At 58.8% G+C, this 17,883-nt stretch carries 13 protein-coding genes; all 13 read left to right on the top strand.

Annotated elements, in window-relative coordinates:
• Window positions 1-11: 11 nt before the first annotated feature.
• The 13 genes from proS to pnp all read left to right on the top strand — a co-directional run bounded on the left by proS (window position 12) and on the right by pnp (window position 17,840).
• Entirely contained in the window at window positions 12-1,460 is a 1,449-nt protein-coding gene (gene proS, locus ACESLM_RS11480) for a proline--tRNA ligase (protein ID WP_372631715.1), read from the top strand.
• A gap of 363 nt (window positions 1,461-1,823) precedes the next feature.
• Complete coding sequence (locus ACESLM_RS11475) at window positions 1,824-6,137, top strand: PolC-type DNA polymerase III (protein ID WP_372631714.1); 4,314 nt, start codon at window positions 1,824-1,826, stop codon at window positions 6,135-6,137.
• 216 nt (window positions 6,138-6,353) lie between these two features.
• Window positions 6,354-6,815: a ribosome maturation factor RimP gene (gene rimP, locus ACESLM_RS11470; protein WP_372631713.1), complete on the top strand. Its 462-nt coding sequence runs from the start codon at window positions 6,354-6,356 to the stop codon at window positions 6,813-6,815.
• 70 nt (window positions 6,816-6,885) lie between these two features.
• The gene (nusA, locus tag ACESLM_RS11465) at window positions 6,886-7,983 is read left to right on the top strand and encodes a transcription termination factor NusA (RefSeq protein ID WP_372631712.1); all 1,098 of its coding nucleotides are present in this window, start codon (window positions 6,886-6,888) and stop codon (window positions 7,981-7,983) included.
• Between the two features lie 11 nt (window positions 7,984-7,994).
• Window positions 7,995-8,315, top strand: a complete 321-nt coding sequence (gene rnpM, locus ACESLM_RS11460; protein WP_094043449.1) for an RNase P modulator RnpM — start codon at window positions 7,995-7,997, stop codon at window positions 8,313-8,315.
• Complete coding sequence (locus ACESLM_RS11455; RefSeq protein WP_094043451.1) at window positions 8,299-8,631, top strand: YlxQ family RNA-binding protein; 333 nt, start codon at window positions 8,299-8,301, stop codon at window positions 8,629-8,631. Before rnpM ends, ACESLM_RS11455 begins: the two co-directional genes overlap by 17 nt.
• Window positions 8,624-11,743, top strand: coding sequence for a translation initiation factor IF-2 (gene infB, locus ACESLM_RS11450; RefSeq protein ID WP_372631711.1), 3,120 nt, complete (start codon window positions 8,624-8,626; stop codon window positions 11,741-11,743). The genes ACESLM_RS11455 and infB overlap by 8 nt, the downstream gene beginning before the upstream one ends.
• A gap of 29 nt (window positions 11,744-11,772) precedes the next feature.
• Window positions 11,773-12,129, top strand: coding sequence for a 30S ribosome-binding factor RbfA (rbfA, locus tag ACESLM_RS11445; protein WP_094043455.1), 357 nt, complete (start codon window positions 11,773-11,775; stop codon window positions 12,127-12,129).
• A 22-nt stretch (window positions 12,130-12,151) separates the two neighbouring features.
• Complete coding sequence (locus tag ACESLM_RS11440; protein WP_094043457.1) at window positions 12,152-13,150, top strand: DHH family phosphoesterase; 999 nt, start codon at window positions 12,152-12,154, stop codon at window positions 13,148-13,150.
• Window positions 13,147-14,106 (top strand): tRNA pseudouridine(55) synthase TruB, encoded by a 960-nt coding sequence (gene truB, locus ACESLM_RS11435; RefSeq protein ID WP_372631710.1) that lies wholly within the window; start codon window positions 13,147-13,149, stop codon window positions 14,104-14,106. Before ACESLM_RS11440 ends, truB begins: the two co-directional genes overlap by 4 nt.
• 17 nt (window positions 14,107-14,123) lie before the next feature.
• Window positions 14,124-15,104 carry a bifunctional riboflavin kinase/FAD synthetase gene (locus ACESLM_RS11430; RefSeq protein ID WP_372631709.1) on the top strand — a complete coding sequence of 327 codons (981 nt, stop codon included), beginning with the start codon at window positions 14,124-14,126 and terminating at the stop codon, window positions 15,102-15,104.
• Between the two features lie 156 nt (window positions 15,105-15,260).
• A complete protein-coding gene (gene rpsO / locus ACESLM_RS11425; protein ID WP_372631708.1) occupies window positions 15,261-15,530 on the top strand; it encodes a 30S ribosomal protein S15 in 270 nt (89 codons plus the stop codon).
• Between the two features lie 210 nt (window positions 15,531-15,740).
• A complete protein-coding gene (gene pnp, locus ACESLM_RS11420) occupies window positions 15,741-17,840 on the top strand; it encodes a polyribonucleotide nucleotidyltransferase (RefSeq protein ID WP_372631707.1) in 2,100 nt (699 codons plus the stop codon).
• The last annotated feature ends 43 nt before the right edge of the window (window positions 17,841-17,883 follow it).

Here is a 17,883-nt window from a genome sequence, read left to right as displayed (position 1 = left end):
GGAGGAGCGTCATGTCGAAGGATAAAGGATTCGTAACGGAAATTACGCCGCAGGGCGAGGATTTCTCCCGTTGGTACATCGATGTTATCAAAAAAGCGGAGCTGATGGACTATTCGCCGGTGCGCGGGTGCATCGTATTCCGCCCGGACGGCTACGAGCTGTGGGAGAACATGCAGGGGGAGCTGGACAGACGGTTCAAGGAGACGGGCCATCGCAACGCCTACTTCCCGCTGTTCATTCCGGAAAGCTTCTTCACGAAGGAGAAGGAGCACGTCGAGGGCTTTAACCCCGAGCTGCCTTTCGTGACTGAAGCGGGCGGCGAGCAGCTCGAAGAGAAGCTGGCGATCCGTCCGACGTCGGAGACGATGTTCGGCCATATGTACGCGAAGTGGATCAACTCATACCGCGATCTGCCGCTGCTGATCAACCAGTGGGCCAACGTCGTGCGATGGGAGAAAAGAACGCTGCCGTTCCTGCGCACGAGCGAGTTTCTGTGGCAGGAAGGCCATACGGCGCACGAGGACGAAGCGGATGCGCGCAGAGAGACGATGCAGATGCTCGACGTGTACACCGACTTTGTAGAGAACGTCCTTGCGATTCCGGTCATCAAAGGACAGAAGACGCCTTCGGAGCGATTCGCCGGCGCGGTCGACACGTATTCGATCGAAGCGATGATGAAGGACGGACGAGCCGTTCAGGCGGGAACGTCCCATTACCTTGGCACGAAGTTTGCCGTCGCTTTCGATATCAAATATTTGGACCGCGAGAATACGCAGCAATTCTGCCATACGACTTCTTGGGGAGTCAGCACGCGCCTGATCGGCGCTCTGATCATGGTGCACGGCGACGATCGCGGCCTCGTGCTGCCGCCGAAGGTCGCGTCGACGCAAGTCGTCATGATTCCGATCGGCCCGCCGAAGACGCGCGAAGTCGTCATCGGCAAGACAGACGAGCTGTACGCGCAGCTGAAAGCCGCGGGAATCCGCGTGCGCGTGGACGATCGCGCCGACGTCTCGCCGGGCTGGAAGTTCAACGAATACGAGATGCGCGGCATTCCGATCCGACTGGAGCTGGGACCCCGCGATCTGGAGAACGGCCAGTGCGTGCTCGTCTCCCGCGTCACCGGGGAGAAGAAGTCCGTTCCGCTGGACAACCTGGTCGCCGAAGTTCAGGCGCTGCTAGAGCAGATCCACGCCGACATGTACGAGCGCGCCCGCGCTTTCCGCGAGGAGAATTTCTTCTCCGTGGACACGCTCGACGAATACAAGGCGGCCATGGAAGAGAAGCGCGGCTTTGCCTTGGCCGGTTGGTGCGGTTCCGAAGCTTGCGAGAAGCAGGTGAAGGAAGAGACCGGCGCCACGAGCCGGAACATTCCGTTCGAGCCTGCCGAGAAGAAGAGCAAATGTCTCGTGTGCGGCGAGGCTGCCGAGCATACGGTCGTGTTCGCCCGGGCGTATTGATAGAGGAATAATGAGAATACAGAGAGTATCGATATAGAAGAGGGACATCTATCTCCTGGAGAGCGAAGCGCCAGCCTCTTGCGGTCATGAAATCACCTCTCCACGGGTTTGGCAATTCCGATTTCATGACCGCAACAGCTGCGGAAGGAGATAGATGTCCCGGTACGCTTCAATCGATACGGCTCGTTTGCTACATTTTCCGACAGGATGTGGGTTGCCCGTTCAGTAGCCTTCTAGTAGAATAAATAGAAAGCGCAACGTCAGCTTCTGATGGAAGACGGTGTCCGGGCGCGGGTTTCCCGCGTCGGCCTTTTTCACGGAAGCTTTTATATTTCAGGCGATAGGCAAGGAGAGGAACGTAGGATGCAGCCGACGGATGATAGGCGCAAGCGATTCGAAGTGCTGCTGCAGCAGGCGGAGCTCCCGACCGAGTGGCTGGGGCAGCATTTTCGGGACGGGTATATCGAGAAGGTGGAGATCAGCCGGTCCCGCAAACGATGGTCGATTACAATCGGCAAGGACGCCTTGCTTCCGAGAAACATTTACATAGGTTTGTTGGAGCGGGTCAAGGCGAAGCTCGGACATATCGCGGACGTCGACATCGTTCTGAATTACCGGCCGGAAGTCGCCACGGACAGCATCGTCAAGGAATATTGGCAGGCTTTCGTGGAACGGATGCAGAGGGAGGTCGCGTCCGTCAATGGATGGCTCGCGAAGGCGAACGTGGGGGTGGACGGAGACGTCCTGACGATCGAGTTGATGAACGAGACGAATCTTGGGCTGGCCCGGAAGAAGGAGATCGACGTTTACGCGGTCAAGTTTTTCGAGCGGCGGTTTCTTCGGACGTTTCGCGTGAAAATGACGGTCGGGGAGCCGAGTCCCGATACGTATACCGAATTTACGCAGAAGATCGAGGAGGAGAACCGCGCCGCGATCGAACAGCTTATGGCGAGCGCCCGGGAAGAAGCGCCGGCGGTCGAGGAAGGCGAAGCGCCGCAAGTGCTTCAGCACGGCTACGAGATCAAGGAGCCTCCGGTTCCGATCCAGGAAATTCGCGAGGAAGAGAAGAAGGTGACCGTGCAAGGCGTCATCTTCGGCCTCGAGACGAAGGAGCTGAGGACGGGCAGCACGCTGTTCACGTGCTCGATCACCGATTTTACGGACTCGCTGTCGATCAAGATTTTCGGCAAAAATAAAGAGGACATCAAGATGCTCGGCTTACTGGCCAACGGCAAGTGGGTGAAGATGAGGGGGAAAGTCGAATACGACCGCTTCCTTAATCCACCCGAGCTCGTCCTATTCCCGAACGATATTCGCGAAGTTCCGGCTCCGCCGGAGCCGAAGGATACGGCCGAGGAGAAGCGCGTCGAGTTCCATCTGCATACGACGATGAGCACGATGGACGCGGTAACTCCCGTCGACGTCTACATCAAAACGGCGGCCAAGTGGGGGCACAAGGCGATTGCGGTAACCGATCACGGCAACGTGCAATGCTACCCCGATGCGGCGAAGGCCGGCAAGAAGCACGGCATCAAGGTGATGTACGGCGTGGAGGCGAACGTCGTCAACGACTCGGTCGGCATGGTCATTCAACCGCGGGAGCAGACGCTGGAAGACGCGGAGTACGTCGTATTCGATATCGAGACGACCGGTCTCTCGGTCACCGACAACAAGATTATCGAGCTTGCCGGCGTCAAGATGAAGAATGGCCAGGAGATCGACCGATTCGAGACGTTCGTCAATCCGCACGAGCCGATTCCGTATAACATCCAGCAGTTGACGAACATTACCGATGACATGGTCCGGGACGCGCCGGAGCTGGAGCCGAAGCTGAAGGAATTCATTACGTTCGTTGGAGATGCGGTGCTTGTCGCGCATAATGCACGCTTCGATATGGGCTTCATCCAGCATTCTTGCAAGCAATTCGGCTTGCCCCCGCTGTCCAATCCGGCGCTGGACACGCTCGAGGTCGCCCGCTACCTTCACCCGACGATGAAAAATCACCGGCTCAACACGCTCGCTTCGCTCTACAAGGTCTCGCTTGAAAATCACCACCGCGCGATCGACGATACGGTTGCGCTGGGCGGCATTTTGAACGGCTTGCTGAAGGATTTGCTGACCCGCGGAGTGAACGAGTTGCACCGGCTCAACGACCTTAACGAGAACGGCTGGAAGACGACCCGTCCGTTCCATTGTGGCATTTACGCGCTGAACGCGGTCGGCAAGAAGAACTTATACAAGCTCATTTCCATGTCTCATACCGAGTATTTTCATCGCGTGGCTTGTATTCCTAAGAGCAAGCTGATCGAGCATCGCGAAGGGCTGCTCGTCATCTCGGGATGCGAGAAGGGCGAACTGTTCGAGACGGTGCTGAACAAATCGATCGAGGAGGCGGAGGAAGTCGCGGCCTTCTACGACGTGCTGGAAATCCAGCCGATCGACTTCTATATGCATCTGCTCGAGAAAGGGCTCGTCTCCAGCAGAGCTTCTCTGGAGGAGGCGCTGCGCCGCATCGTCCGGCTCGGGGAGAAGCTGACGAAGCCGGTCATCGCGACGGGGAACGTCCACTACTTGCAGCCGCGGGACAAAATTTTCAGGGACATCACAATCCACGGGATAACCGGGTTCAGCCCGCTTAAGGACCAGCGCAAGCCGGACGCACACTTCCGCACCACGACGGAGATGCTGGAGGCGTTCAAGTTTCTCGGGGAACAGAAGGCTTACGAAGTCGTCGTCGCCAACACGTCCGAGCTGGCCGATCGGTTCGAGGAGATCAAGCTGTTCCCGGACGAGCTGTTCACGCCGATTATCGAGGGCGCGGACGACGAAATCCGCAATACGTGCTACGCGACGGCGCGCTCGATGTACGGGGACGAGCTGCCCGAAGTGGTGACGGCCCGACTGGAGAAAGAACTCGTGCCGATTATCAAGTACGGCTTCTCGGCCAACTACCTGATTTCGGCGCGACTCGTCAAAAAGTCGAACGAGGACGGCTATCTTGTCGGCTCGCGGGGATCCGTCGGCTCGTCGATCGTCGCGACGTTCCTGGGCATATCCGAGGTTAACCCGCTTCCGGCGCATTATCTGTGCAGCAATCCGGAGTGCAAGCATAGCGAATGGTTTCTCGACGGCAGCGTTCCGAGCGGCTTCGACTTGCCGGACAAGACGTGCCCGAATTGCGGCACGATGATGCGCGGGGAAGGGCAGGACATTCCGTTCGAGACGTTCCTTGGATTCAAAGGGGACAAAGTTCCCGATATCGATTTGAACTTCTCGGGCGAATACCAGCCTAACGCCCACAATTACACGAAGGTCATGTTCGGCGAGAAAAGCGTTTTTCGCGCCGGAACGATCGGCACGGTTGCCGAGAAAACCGCGTACGGGTTCACGAAGAAATACGAGGAAGAGCTCGGCAAGTCGTGGCGGGGGGCGGAAGTGGGACGTCTGGCCGCAGGCTGTACAGGCGTCAAGCGAAGCACCGGGCAGCACCCGGGCGGCATCGTCGTCGTGCCGGACTATATGGAAGTGGAAGACATTACGCCGGTGCAGTATCCGGCCGACGATACGAGCGCGGAGTGGAAAACGACGCACTTCGATTACCACGCCTTCGACGCGAACTTGCTCAAGCTCGATATTCTCGGACACGATGATCCGACGATGATGCGGATGCTGCAGGATTTGACCGGCGTCGATCCGACGACGATTCCGATGAACGATCCGAAGGTCATGAGCCTGTTCAACTCCGTCGAAGCGCTCGGCGTTACGCCGCAGCAGATTCGTTCACCGGTGGCGACGTTCGGGGTGCCGGAGATGGGAACGCGGTTCGTGCGCCAGATGCTCGAGGAGACGAGACCGTCTTCGTTCGCCGATCTGCTGCAGATTTCGGGACTGTCCCACGGAACGGGCGTATGGCTGGGCAACGCCCAGGAGCTGATCAAGAACAACACGTGTACGATCAAGACGGTTATCGGCTGCCGGGACGACATTATGCTTTTCTTGATTTACAAGGCGGGGATGGACGCGTCGCTCGCGTTCAAGATCACGGAAAGCGTGCGGAAAGGGAAGGGCTTGACGCCGGAGTGGATCGAGGAGATGAAGCGCTGCAAAGTGCCGCAGTGGTACATCGATTCCTGCCTGCGCATCGAGTACATGTTCCCGAAAGCGCACGCCGCCGCTTACGTTATTTCCGCGGTAAGAACGGCCTATTTCAAATTGTATTATCCGATCCAGTACTACGCGACTTACTTCTCGGTGCGCGCCGGCGACTTCGACGTCGAGCTGTTCTGCCAAGGTTACGACGCGATCTTGAAGATGCTGCTCGAGATCGAGGAGAAAGGCTTCCAGGCGACGACGAAGGAGAAGAACATGATCTCCATTCTCGAGATGGGACTGGAAATGACGGCGCGGGGCTTCAAGTTCAAAACCGTCGATCTGTACCGCTCGGAAGCGACCCGCTTCATCGTTGACGGAGACAGCCTGATTCCGCCGTTCGGCGCCATCCCCGGAGTCGGGGAGAACGCGGCGCGCAACATCGCCGCTTCGCGAGACGACGGAGACTTCCTGTCGATCGAGGACTTCCAGCAGCGGTCGCGGGCAAGTAAAACGATCGTCGAGCTGCTGACCGGTCTCGGCGCGTTCCGGGGGTTGCCGGAATCGAATCAGCTTAGTCTGTTCTAAGGGTGGCGGCGGCAGGTCAGGAAAGTTGTGGTTGCCAGAGGCTGTAAGGTTATGTTATATTATTTTTGGTAATCATGTGGATAACACTGTCTGCAGAAGAGTGGGGAAACCCACTCTTTCCGTTTTGTCTGCGGGTCTTTAAGGCTGCGAACGCATATTTGCGAGCAGTCGCGGAGGCTGCGGCCATCCATTTGGAACTTCGGGAGGTATACCTTATTGAATTCACCGCAAATCAAATCCATCGTGGAAAACTGCGCGACCTCCTATCTGGAGGAGAACGGGTTGGAACTGGTGGACGTGGAATACGTGAAAGAGGGAAGCAACTGGTTTTTGCGTATTTACGTGGATAAGGAAGGCGGCATCGATATCGACGATTGCGGCCGTTTTTCCGAATTCATCAGCGTAAAGCTGGATGAGCTGGACCCGATCGAAGACGCGTATTTCCTGGAAGTCAGCTCGCCGGGCGCGGAGCGCCCGCTCAGGAAGACGCAGGACGTCGCCAAGGCGGTAGGCAAACACGTGTTCGTGACGACGTACGAGAAGATCGACGGAGCCAAGGAGTTTGAAGGACGCCTGGAGGAATTCGACGGCGCGACGCTGGTCGTGACGGTCGGCCGCCGCAAGCAGGCGATCCCTTACGATAAAGTGGCTTCCGCAAGGCTGGCCATCGTTTTCTAATCTATTTAACGAGGCGCGGTTGCGGCAAAGGCCGAGGCAGCCGCGTATATTGAGGAGGAATTATGAAGCCATGAGCATGGAGTTTATCGAGGCGCTGTCCGAAATCGAGCGAGAGAAGGGCATCAGCAAGGACGTCCTGATCGAAGCTATCGAAGCGGCACTTATCTCCAGCTACAAACGCAACTTTAATACGGCGCAGAACGTCCGCGTGGACATCAACCGGGCAACGGGCTTGATTAAAGTGTACGCGCGCAAGACGATCGTCGAAGAGGTGCTGGACCCTCGCCTGGAAATTTCGCTGGAAGCGGCCAGGTCGATCAACCCGCACTACCAGATCGACGATATCGCCGAGATCGAAGTGACTCCGCGCGATTTCGGGCGCATCGCGGCGCAGACGGCGAAGCAGGTCGTCACGCAGCGCATCCGCGAAGCGGAGCGCGGGCTGATCTACCACGCGTTCGTAGACAAGGAGCAGGACATCGTCACGGGAATCGTGCAGCGGATGGACTTGCGCAACCTGTACGTCGACCTCGGCAAGGTCGAAGCGGCGCTGCCGCTCACCGAACTGATGCCGACCGACAAGTTCAAGCAGGGAGACCGCGTCAAATCTTTCATTACGAAAGTCGAAAATACGAGCAAGGGCCCTCAGATCATTCTGTCGCGCACTCATCCCGGACTTCTGAAACGGTTGTTCGAGCTCGAAGTTCCCGAAATTTTCGACGGTACGGTCGAAATCCGCTCGGTCGCGCGCGAAGCGGGCTTCCGTTCGAAGATCGCCGTCTACTCCCGCAACGAGGAAGTCGATCCGGTCGGCTCTTGCGTCGGGCAACGCGGCACTCGCGTGCAATCGATCGTGACCGAGCTGAAGGGCGAGAAAATCGATATCGTCCGTTGGTCCGAAGCGATCGACGAGTACGTGGCGAACGCTCTGAGCCCTTCCAAGGTGCTGGAGGTCATCGTGTTCGAAGCGGAGAAAATGGCGCGCGTCATCGTGCCGGACTATCAGCTTTCCCTCGCGATCGGCATTAAGGGCCAGAACGCTCGTTTGGCTGCGAAGCTGACCGGTTGGAAAATCGACATCAAGAGCGAGACGCAGGCGGAGCAGGAATACGGACGTCCGAAGTCGACCGGAGCCACGATGCATCAGGACAGCGTATCCATCGACTGAGGAGGATCGCCGTGAGACCAAGGAAAATACCGCAGCGCAAATGCGTGGCCTGCCAAGAGATGATGGCGAAGAAAGAGCTGATCCGGATCGTGCGTTCCCCCCAAGGAGAGATTCAGATCGACCTGACGGGCAAGAAGCCGGGCCGGGGAGCTTATCTGTGCGGCAAGGTCGCCTGCTTCAAGCTGGCGAAGAAGTCGAAAGCGTTCGAGCGCGCCTTGAAGACGCCGGTGGGCGCCGATATCTACGACCGTCTGGAAGCCGACTTCATTCAGGTCGAAGAGGAATTCCAGGCGAACAAGGAGCTGGCGGACGACGATGAAGACGGCGAATAAGGCGTTATCCCGCCTGGGATTGGCGACAAGGGCCGGCAAGCTGATCAGCGGGGAAGAAATCGTGCTTAAGGCGATCAGATCGGGTGAAGCTAAGCTTGTCTTGCTGGCCGGCGACGCATCGGATAATACGAGGAAAAAAGTTACGGATAAATGCGGCAGTTACGGCGTGCCGTTGTTAGTCGGTTTTACGCGATTCGAATTGGGATCGGCAGTGGGCAAACCCGAACGCGTCTTGTTCGCGGTAACGGATCGGGGATTCGCCGACATGCTGTCGGCCGGTTGGAATCAGCACTCGGAGGTGGAGAATATTGAGTAAGCAAGATCAAACGGACAACAAAGATAAGCTCAGGGTTTACGAATATGCGAAACAGCTCAACATGAGCAGCAAGGAAGTCATTACGATTCTGAAAAGAATGAACATGCCCGTCAACAACCATATGAGCGTGATGGAGGACGGCATGACGAACGCGGTGGAGAAGTTCTTCCGCGATATTAAGGCGAACGCGGCCGCGAAAATGGCCCAAGCTTCCGCCAAACCTGCGGCGTCTGCCGCAGCTCCGGAGCGCGATCGCCGTCCGCAATCGGGCGGTCAAGGCGCTTCTTCGGGCGGCCAGCAGCAGCAGGCGCGCCAAGCGGCTCCTTCGCAAGCGCCGCAGCAAAGCCAAGCTCCGGCCGCATCGGCTGCGGCACCGGCGGCAAGCGTGGCTTCCGCGCCGGCTCCGTCCGCGGGCGATTCTTCGCCGCAGCCGCAAACGTCCTCGCGCCCGGAAGGGCAGCGGGAAGGCGGCTATGGCAACCGCGACGGCAATCGTCCGCAGGGCGGAGGCCAGGGCGGCTACGGCAATCGCGACGGCAACCGTCCGCAGGGCGGAGGCCAAGGCGGCTACGGCAATCGTGACGGCAACCGTCCGCAGGGCGGAGGCCAAGGCGGCTACAATCGCGACGGCAACCGTCCGCAAGGGCAGGGCCAAGGCGGGTACAATCGCGATGGCAACCGTCCGCAAGGCCAAGGCGGCTCCGGCAGCCGTCCGCAAGGCGGAGGCCAGGGTGGCGGTCAAGGCGGCTACGGCAATCGTCCGCAAGGCGGCGGTCAGGGTGGTTATGGCAACCGTCCGCAAGGCGGAGGCCAGGGCGGCGGTCAGGGCGGTTACGGCAACCGTCCGCAGGGCGGAGGCCAGGGCGGCGGTCAAGGCGGCTACGGCAACCGTCCGCAAGGCGGAGGCCAGGGTGGCGGTCAAGGCGGCTACGGCAACCGTCCGCAAGGCGGAGGCCAGGGCGGCGGTCAAGGCGGCTACGGCAACCGTCCGCAAGGCGGAGGCCAGGGTGGCGGTCAAGGCGGCTACGGCAATCGTCCGCAAGGCGGCGGTCAGGGTGGCTATGGCAACCGTCCGCAAGGCGGAGGCCAAGGCGGCGGTGCGGCGGCAAGCCGTCCGGGTCAAGGCTTCGGAGCGGGGCGCAGCCCGGCACCGGCAGCCGCGGGAGCCAGAGGTGGCCGTCCGGGAGACAGCGGTCGTCCGGCAGGACGCGACGGCAAAGGCCGTCCGGGCGAAAGTGATTTCAAACGCAAGGAAAACAGCCGGTTCGACGACGGCAGAACGAACTTCAGAGGCCCGAAAGGCAAGGGCGGCAAAAATGCTCGCAAGAACAATCAGCCGCCGCGCGAGAAGATCGACAATACGCCGAAGAAGGTTATCGTTCGCGGCAATATGACCGTTGGAGAGTTGGCTAAACTGCTGCACAAGGACGCTTCCGAAGTCATCAAGAAGCTGCTGCTGATGGGCGTTATGGCGACGATCAACCAAGATCTGGACCTGGATACCGTCCTGCTCGTCGTTTCCGAATACGGCGTCGAAGCCGAAGTGAAAATCGTCGTCGAGGATACGCAGTTCGAGACGATCGAAGAGAACGACAATCCGGACGATCTCGTTAGCCGTCCTCCGGTCGTTACGATCATGGGTCACGTCGACCACGGTAAAACGACGCTGCTCGACGCGATTCGCGAGACGAAGGTTGCCAGCGGAGAAGCCGGCGGCATTACCCAGCATATCGGCGCTTATCAAGTCGAGATCAACGGGAAGAAAATTACGTTCCTGGATACCCCGGGTCACGAAGCGTTCACGACGATGCGCGCCCGCGGAGCCCAGGTTACCGATATTACGATTCTGGTCGTAGCCGCGGATGACGGCGTCATGCCGCAGACGGTCGAGGCGATCGCCCACGCGAAAGCGGCCAACGTGCCGATTATCGTCGCGGTCAACAAGATCGACAAGCCGGGCGCAAACTCGGATAAAGTGAAGCAAGAGCTGACCGAGTACGGCCTCGTGCAAGAGGAGTGGGGCGGAGATACGATCTTCGTCGAAGTATCCGCGAAGCAGCGCCTGAACTTGGACGGCTTGCTGGAGATGATCCTGCTCGTCGCCGAGGTGAACGATTACAAGGCGAACCCGGACAAACGGGCGCGCGGTACGGTCATGGAAGCCGAGCTCGACAAAGGCAAAGGACCGGTTGCCCGCATTCTCGTTCAGAACGGTACGCTGAAGGTCGGCGACGCGTTCGTCGCGGGCGACTGCTTCGGACGGATTCGCGCGATGACGAACGACCGCGGACGCCGGATCAAAGAAGCGGGTCCTTCGACGCCGGTGGAAATTACCGGTTTGACGGAAGTGCCGCAAGCGGGCGATCCGTTCATGGTGTTCGAGGACGAGCGCAAAGCGCGCGAAATATCCGACAAGCGTTCGATCAAGACGCGCCAATCGCAGATGAAGGCGAACCAAGCGGTTACGCTGGAAGATCTGTTCAGCAAGATCAAGGAAGGCGATATCAAGGAGCTCAACGTCATCCTCAAGGCGGACGTACAAGGTTCCCTGGAAGCTCTCAAGGGCTCGCTGGAGAAAATCGAGATCGAAGGCGTTCGCGTTCGCACGATTTACAGCGGCGTAGGCGCGATTACGGAGTCCGATATTATTCTCGCATCGGCTTCCTCCGCGATCGTGATCGGCTTTAACGTACGTCCGGAGCCGCGCGCGCAAGGCATCGCCGAGCAGGAGAAAGTGGACGTTCGTCTCCACTCGATCATCTACAAAGTGATCGAAGAGATCGAATACGCGATGAAGGGGATGCTCGATCCGGTATTCAAGGAGAAGGTCATCGGCCACGCGGAAGTTCGCGAGACGTTCAAGGTGACGAAGGTCGGCACGATCGCCGGCTGTATGGTTACCGACGGCAAAATCTCCCGGAACGCGGAAGCTCGTCTGACGCGCGGCGGAATCGTCGTCTACACGGGCAAGATCGATTCCCTCAAGCGGTTCAAGGATGATGCGAAGGAAGTATCGGAAGGCTATGAATGCGGAATTACGCTCGATAAGTTCAACGACATTCAGCAGGGCGACGTCATCGAAGCGTTCGTCATGGAGAGCGTCGAGCGCTAATCCCAGCAGCACGCGAAGGTGGGATCTGAATGGCCAAATTTCGAGTCGGACGGGTCGGAGAGCAAATTAAAAAAGAAATCAGCAACGTCATTCAGACGGAGCTGAAAGACCCGCGCATCGGTTTTATCACGGTAACGGGAGTGGATCTGACGAACGATCTCTCCCTTGCCCGCGTATATCTAAGCATTCTCGGCAGCGAGGAGCAGAAGGAAGAGACACTGAAGGCGCTCGGCCGCGCGAACGGTTTTCTCCGTTCGGAGCTGGGGCGGCGAGTGAAGCTCCGCCATACGCCGGCGATCGAATTCCGTTTCGACAGCTCCATCGCGTACGGCAGCCATATCGAAGATTTGCTGCAGCAAATCAATCAACAATCTTTGGAGTCTTAGAGCTCGCGAGGAGGGGACGGGCATGTGGACCGAACAATTAAAGGAAGCGGCCGCTTTTATCCGCGACAGGGACGACTTCCTGATCGTTTCTCACGTGCAGCCCGACGGCGATGCGATTAGTTCGACGGTGACCGTAGCCTGGGCGTTGGAAAAGCTGGGCAAGCGGTATACGATGCTGAACGAGGGCCCTGTGCCCTCGCGGTTGCGGTTTTTGTGGAAGAGTTCGGAAATCCATGCGATGGACGATGCGGATCAAGCGGAGAGCGCGGCGACGCCGAGACAGTACCGAAACGTCATCTGCGTCGATTGCGCCGATTACGGCCGGGTCGGCCGGTCGGAGCAATGGTTCGCTCCCGACGCGGAGCTGCTCAACATCGATCACCATCCGACGAATAACGGCTTCGGCCGCGTGAACTTGATGAAGTTCCATGCGGCCGCCACGGCCGAAATTTTGTTCGAGCTGCTCGACGAGCTGGGATTGGAGCCCGACGTGGACGCGGCGACTGCGATCTATACGGGGCTTCTCACGGATACGGGAGGTTTTCGGTATTCAAGCACGTCTCCGCTCGTCATGGCGATGGCTTCCCGGCTGCTGCAAGCCGGCGTGAACGGTCCGGAGCTGGCGGAGCATCTGCTTGAGCGGATGACCCCAGGACAGCTGCGGATTTTGCAGCGCGGCCTGTCGAGGCTTGAGCTTAGCGAAGACCAGCGGATCGCCTGGCTCTGGGTCACTTCGGAGGATCTGGAAGAAACGGGAGCGACGAACGAGGATCTCGAAGGGCTCGTCAACTACCCGCGGAATATCGAAGGCGTCGAAGTCGGTCTGCTCTTCAAGCAAAACGGGCAGCAATCGGTGAAAGTCAGCATGAGATCCGCGGGTAAGGTGAACGTTGCGGAAGTGGCCCAGCGTTTCGGCGGAGGCGGACATGTCCGCGCCGCGGGATGCAGGTTTACGGACCCGCTGCCGGAAGCGATCCGGCAGACGATCGAAGAGGTGCGGAAAGCGTTGGATGCATTATGACGGATAGCAAGGTGAGTTGGGAAGGCGTGCTGGCGATCTGGAAGCCGGCGGGCTGGACGTCGCACGACGTCGTGGCCAAGGCCAGGCGGCTGCTTCGCGAACGGCGGATCGGGCACACGGGAACGCTGGACCCGGCCGTTACCGGCGTCCTGCCTCTGTGCGTCGGCCGCGCGACCCGACTGGTCGAGTATTTGCAGGAAGCGCCGAAAACGTATCGGGCCAAGCTCCGATTCGGAATCGCGACGGACAGCGAAGACCTTAGCGGCGAAGTGATCGAACGGAAGGACGCTTCGTTCCTGACCGAACCGATGATCCGGGAAGCCGCGATGTCCTTCGTCGGAGAGATCGATCAGATTCCTCCGATGGTGTCCGCCGTCAAGGTCGACGGCAAACGCCTGTACGAGCTGGCCAGGCAGGGCGTGACCGTCGAGCGCCAAGCTCGCCGCGTGACGATTAACCGCCTGGACGTCGAAGAGGTGACGGCCGGCTCGGACGAGCCTGAGCTGACGTTTACGGTAACCTGTTCCAAAGGGACTTATATCCGCACGTTATGCGTGGACATCGGCCGGAAGCTGGGCGTGCCTGCCGTGATGGCGGAACTCGTGCGCCTCGAGAGCGCGGGCATCCGCCGGGAGCAATGCGTGACGCTCGAGGAGATTCCGGAACTGCTCGAGAACGGCGCGTTGGAAGGTAAGCTGCTTGCGGCAGACAAGCTGCTGAAGCAGTTTCCTTCGGCGACCGCCGCCGAGCCGGAATGGCGGCATGCGCTTCAGGGCAAAGGAATTCGAGCCTCGCGGCTGCTGCCCGCTCCCGACCGGCAGGGGTTGTGGAAGCTCTATCGATCGGACGGCGTTTTTCTCGGTTTGTTCTCCGCGGACGAGACGGCGGAATGGATTCGCCCCGTCAAAGTGTTTCATCCGCCGGAAGACGAGCCGAACGACAGTCAGTCCGATTAAGCAGGAGGGCACATCAGGTGGAACGGATTCAATTATCAGTTGCGAATGTAACGGGCGGCTTGCCGCAAGGGGCCGCGAAGAGCGGACTTTCGCTCGCGATCGGCTTTTTCGACGGCGTTCATTTGGGCCATCAGGAAGTGATTCGCCAGGCTGTCGCTGCGGCGAGGGAGAAAGGGCTGATTCCGGCCGTCATGACGTTCGATCCGCATCCGAGAGTCGTTCTCGGGCACGGCTCGCAATATGACGGGGTATTGACCCCTCTGGAAGACAAGCTGGCCCTGTTCGAAGAGCTGGGGGTCGAAGCGGCGTATGTCATTCGCTTCGACCGCGAGTTCTCGGAAGTAACCGCAGAACGGTTCGTGAAGTCGATCATCGTTCCTCTCGGCGTCAAGGCGACGACCGTGGGCTTCGATTTCTCGTTCGGTCATCGCGGACAAGGCAACGCCGAGGTTCTGAAGGAGTTCGGAGGCGGAGAGCTGCAAGTACAAGTGGTTTCCCCGGTGTACCTGGACGATAGCAAGGTGAGCAGCACGCGCATTCGCGCGCGGCTCGCCGAGGGGGATTGCTCCGCCGTGCGCAGACTGACGGGCCGACCCTATCTATTGAAGGGGCTTGTCGTCCACGGAGATGCCAGAGGACGCCAACTCGGGTATCCGACGGCCAATCTTCAGCTCGACCAATCGTACGTGATTCCGCGTCCGGGCGTTTATGCGATCGAGATCGAGGTGCTGTCCGATGCGGGAACGGCGGAGAGCCGTCATAACGGAGTGCTGAACGTCGGCTATCGGCCTACGTTCGACGCGCCGGGAGGCGCGCTGAAGCTGGAGGCGCATCTGTTCGACTTCGAAGGAGACTTGTACGGGCGCCAATTGGCTTTGCGGATTCATTCATTCCTGCGCGCAGAGAAGAAGTTCGAGTCGATCAATCAGCTGATCGAACAAATCGGCAGCGATTCGGCGAGGGCGCGCGAGATTTTCTCGGTGAAAGCCCGGGATTAATTCATTGTGCATGCACTCTAAGTTATGTTATACTATACAACGTTGTCGCCGAGAGGCAGCCGCCTATCGCAGCGACACGACGAACCTTAGCTTGGCGAAGCGCTCTCACCGGCGCGAGCTCGGCTAACGGCGATTAGAAGAAGGAGGTGAACAAGGATGGCATTGACGCAAGAACGCAAACAAGAGTTGATCGAAGAGCATAAGCTGCATGCAACGGACACCGGATCTCCGGAGGTTCAGATCGCTATCCTTACGCAGAACATCAACAATCTGACGACACACTTCAGGGAGCACAAGAAAGATCACCACTCCCGTCGCGGTCTGCTTAAGATGGTTGGTCAACGCCGTAAGCTGCTGGCATACTTGAAAGACAAAGACGTTAGCCGCTACAGCGCCCTGATTGCCAAATTGGGCCTGCGCCGTTAATTCGCATTCGCATGAAAGCAACCTGGCCATGTCGTTCGGGGCTTATCGCCCTAACAGGCGCTCAGGTTGCTTTTTCCCTATATACGAGCGGAGAAACGACGAAAGATATGCCTAAGTTAGGCCTCGGCAGGAAATAATGGGAACAGTGTCGAAAGTACATAGGATTGCAAGGTGACGAGCGTAAGCTCGCACATAGAGGAGGGAATTGGTTTGGAACAAAGCGTAGAAATGCAGCTTGGCGGTCGTCCGTTTTCCTTGGAAACGGGACGATTGGCGAAGCAGGCGAGCGGCGCGGTCGTCGTACGCTACGGCGAGACGGTAGTACTGTCTACCGTAACGGCTTCCAGCGAGCCGAAAGATCTTGATTTTTTCCCGCTGACCGTTAACTATGAGGAACGGTTGTACGCGGTAGGCAAAATTCCCGGAGGCTTCATCAAACGGGAAGGACGCCCGAGCGAGAAGGCGATTCTGGCCAGCCGTCTGACGGACCGTCCGATTCGTCCGCTGTTCCCTGAAGGATTCCGGAACGACGTTCAGATCGTTAATTTGGTGCTTAGCGTGGATCAGGACTGTTCTCCGGAAATCGCGGCGATGATCGGTACTTCCGCGGCTCTCTCGATCTCCAACGTTCCGTTCAGCGGACCGGTCGGAGGCGTCATCGTCGGAAGAATCGACGGCAAGTATATCGTGAACCCGACGCAGGAACAGGAAGAGATCAGCGACATGTACGTCGTCGTGGCAGGTACGCGCGACGCGATCATGATGGTGGAAGCGGAAGCCAACGAAGTGTCCGAGACGGACATGCTGGAAGCGATCATGTTCGGCCACGACGAGATCAAGAAGATCGTCGATACGATCGACCGTCTGGTCGAAGTCGCCGGACAGCCGAAAATGGAAGTGAAGCTGCACAGCGTCGACTCGGAAGTCGAAACGGCTGTCAAATCGTACGCGCAGGACCGTTTGGTCGAAGCCGTGCGCATCGCCGAGAAGCATGCGCGCCAAGAAGCGATCGACGCGATCAATGCCGAGACGGTCGAGCATTTTACCGGCGTGTACGCCGAAGCGCCGGAGAAGCTTGGCGACGTCAAAGAAGTGCTGTACGACATCGTCAAAAATGAAGTTCGCCGCTTGATTACGCACGACAAAGTGCGCCCGGACGGCCGCGGACTGTCGGAGATCCGTCCGATCTCGTCGGACATCGCCATTCTGCCCCGCACGCATGGGTCCGGCCTGTTTACGCGCGGCCAGACGCAAGCACTCAGCGTATGTACGCTCGGGCCGCTGGGAGAGGTTCAAATTCTCGACGGCATCAGCCCGCAGGAATCGAAACGGTTCATGCATCACTACAACTTCCCGCCGTTCTCCGTCGGAGAAGCCCGTCCGCTCCGTCCGCCTGGACGCCGCGAGATCGGTCACGGCGCGCTTGGCGAACGCGCTCTGCTGAAGGTGCTTCCATCGGAAGTGGAATTCCCGTACACGATTCGTCTCGTATCCGAAGTGCTCGAGTCCAACGGCTCCACGTCTCAGGCGAGCATTTGCGCCAGCACGCTGGCGATGATGGATGCAGGCGTTCCGATCAAGGCTCCGGTAGCCGGCGTCGCGATGGGATTGATCAAGGACGGCGAGCATACTTCGATCCTGACGGACATTCAAGGGATGGAAGACCATCTCGGTGACATGGACTTTAAGGTCGCGGGAACATCCGCCGGCATTACGGCCATTCAGATGGATATCAAAATCGACGGCATCGACCGCGGCATTTTGACCGAAGCGCTGGAGCAAGCCAGAGAAGGCCGCATGTTCATTCTGAGCAAAATGCTCGAGACGATCACCGAGCCGCGCAAAGAGCTGAGCAAATACGCTCCGAAAATTTTGTCGCTCAAAATCAATCCGGACAAAATCCGCGACGTGATCGGTTCCGGCGGCAAAATCATCAACAAAATCATCGAGGACACCGGCGTCAAAATCGATATCGAGCAGGACGGCACCGTGTACATCGCTTCGGCGGACGAAGCGGCGAACCAGCGGGCCCGCGCGATTATCGAGGGCATCGTCAGGGAAGTCGTCGTCGGCGAAGTGTACACCGGAACGGTCAAGCGCATCGAGAAGTTCGGCTGCTTCGTGGAGATTTTGCCGAACAAGGACGGTCTGATCCATATCAGCCAGCTCGCCAACGAGCGCGTAGCCAAGGTCGAGGACGTCGTCAACATCGGCGACCAGATCGAAGTCAAAGTGACCGAGATCGACAACATGGGCCGGATCAACCTGTCGCGCAAAGCTCTGCTGAATTCCGAGCAAGTATCGGTGTAGCGGAACGCCTTAACGGAATATGATGGACAAAAGAGACTCCTAT

Origin of the sequence: Cohnella sp. (genome assembly GCF_041641335.1) — a bacterium.
Classification (GTDB): Bacteria; Bacillota; Bacilli; order Paenibacillales; family Paenibacillaceae; genus Cohnella.
Note: the sequence above shows the minus strand (reverse complement) of the source record. Positions and strands in the feature narration are given on the sequence as shown.

Bases quoted from the DNA above. Each gene is read 5' to 3' on its own strand.
- proS (WP_372631715.1), top strand. From the start codon at position 12: ATGTCGAAGGATAAAGGATTCGTAACGGAAATTACGCCGCAGGGCGAG.
- ACESLM_RS11475 (WP_372631714.1), top strand. From the start codon at position 1,824: ATGCAGCCGACGGATGATAGGCGCAAGCGATTCGAAGTGCTGCTGCAG.
- nusA (WP_372631712.1), top strand. From the start codon at position 6,886: ATGAGCATGGAGTTTATCGAGGCGCTGTCCGAAATCGAGCGAGAGAAG.
- ACESLM_RS11455 (WP_094043451.1), top strand. From the start codon at position 8,299: ATGAAGACGGCGAATAAGGCGTTATCCCGCCTGGGATTGGCGACAAGG.
- rbfA (WP_094043455.1), top strand. From the start codon at position 11,773: ATGGCCAAATTTCGAGTCGGACGGGTCGGAGAGCAAATTAAAAAAGAA.
- ACESLM_RS11440 (WP_094043457.1), top strand. From the start codon at position 12,152: ATGTGGACCGAACAATTAAAGGAAGCGGCCGCTTTTATCCGCGACAGG.
- truB (WP_372631710.1), top strand. From the start codon at position 13,147: ATGACGGATAGCAAGGTGAGTTGGGAAGGCGTGCTGGCGATCTGGAAG.
- rpsO (WP_372631708.1), top strand. From the start codon at position 15,261: ATGGCATTGACGCAAGAACGCAAACAAGAGTTGATCGAAGAGCATAAG.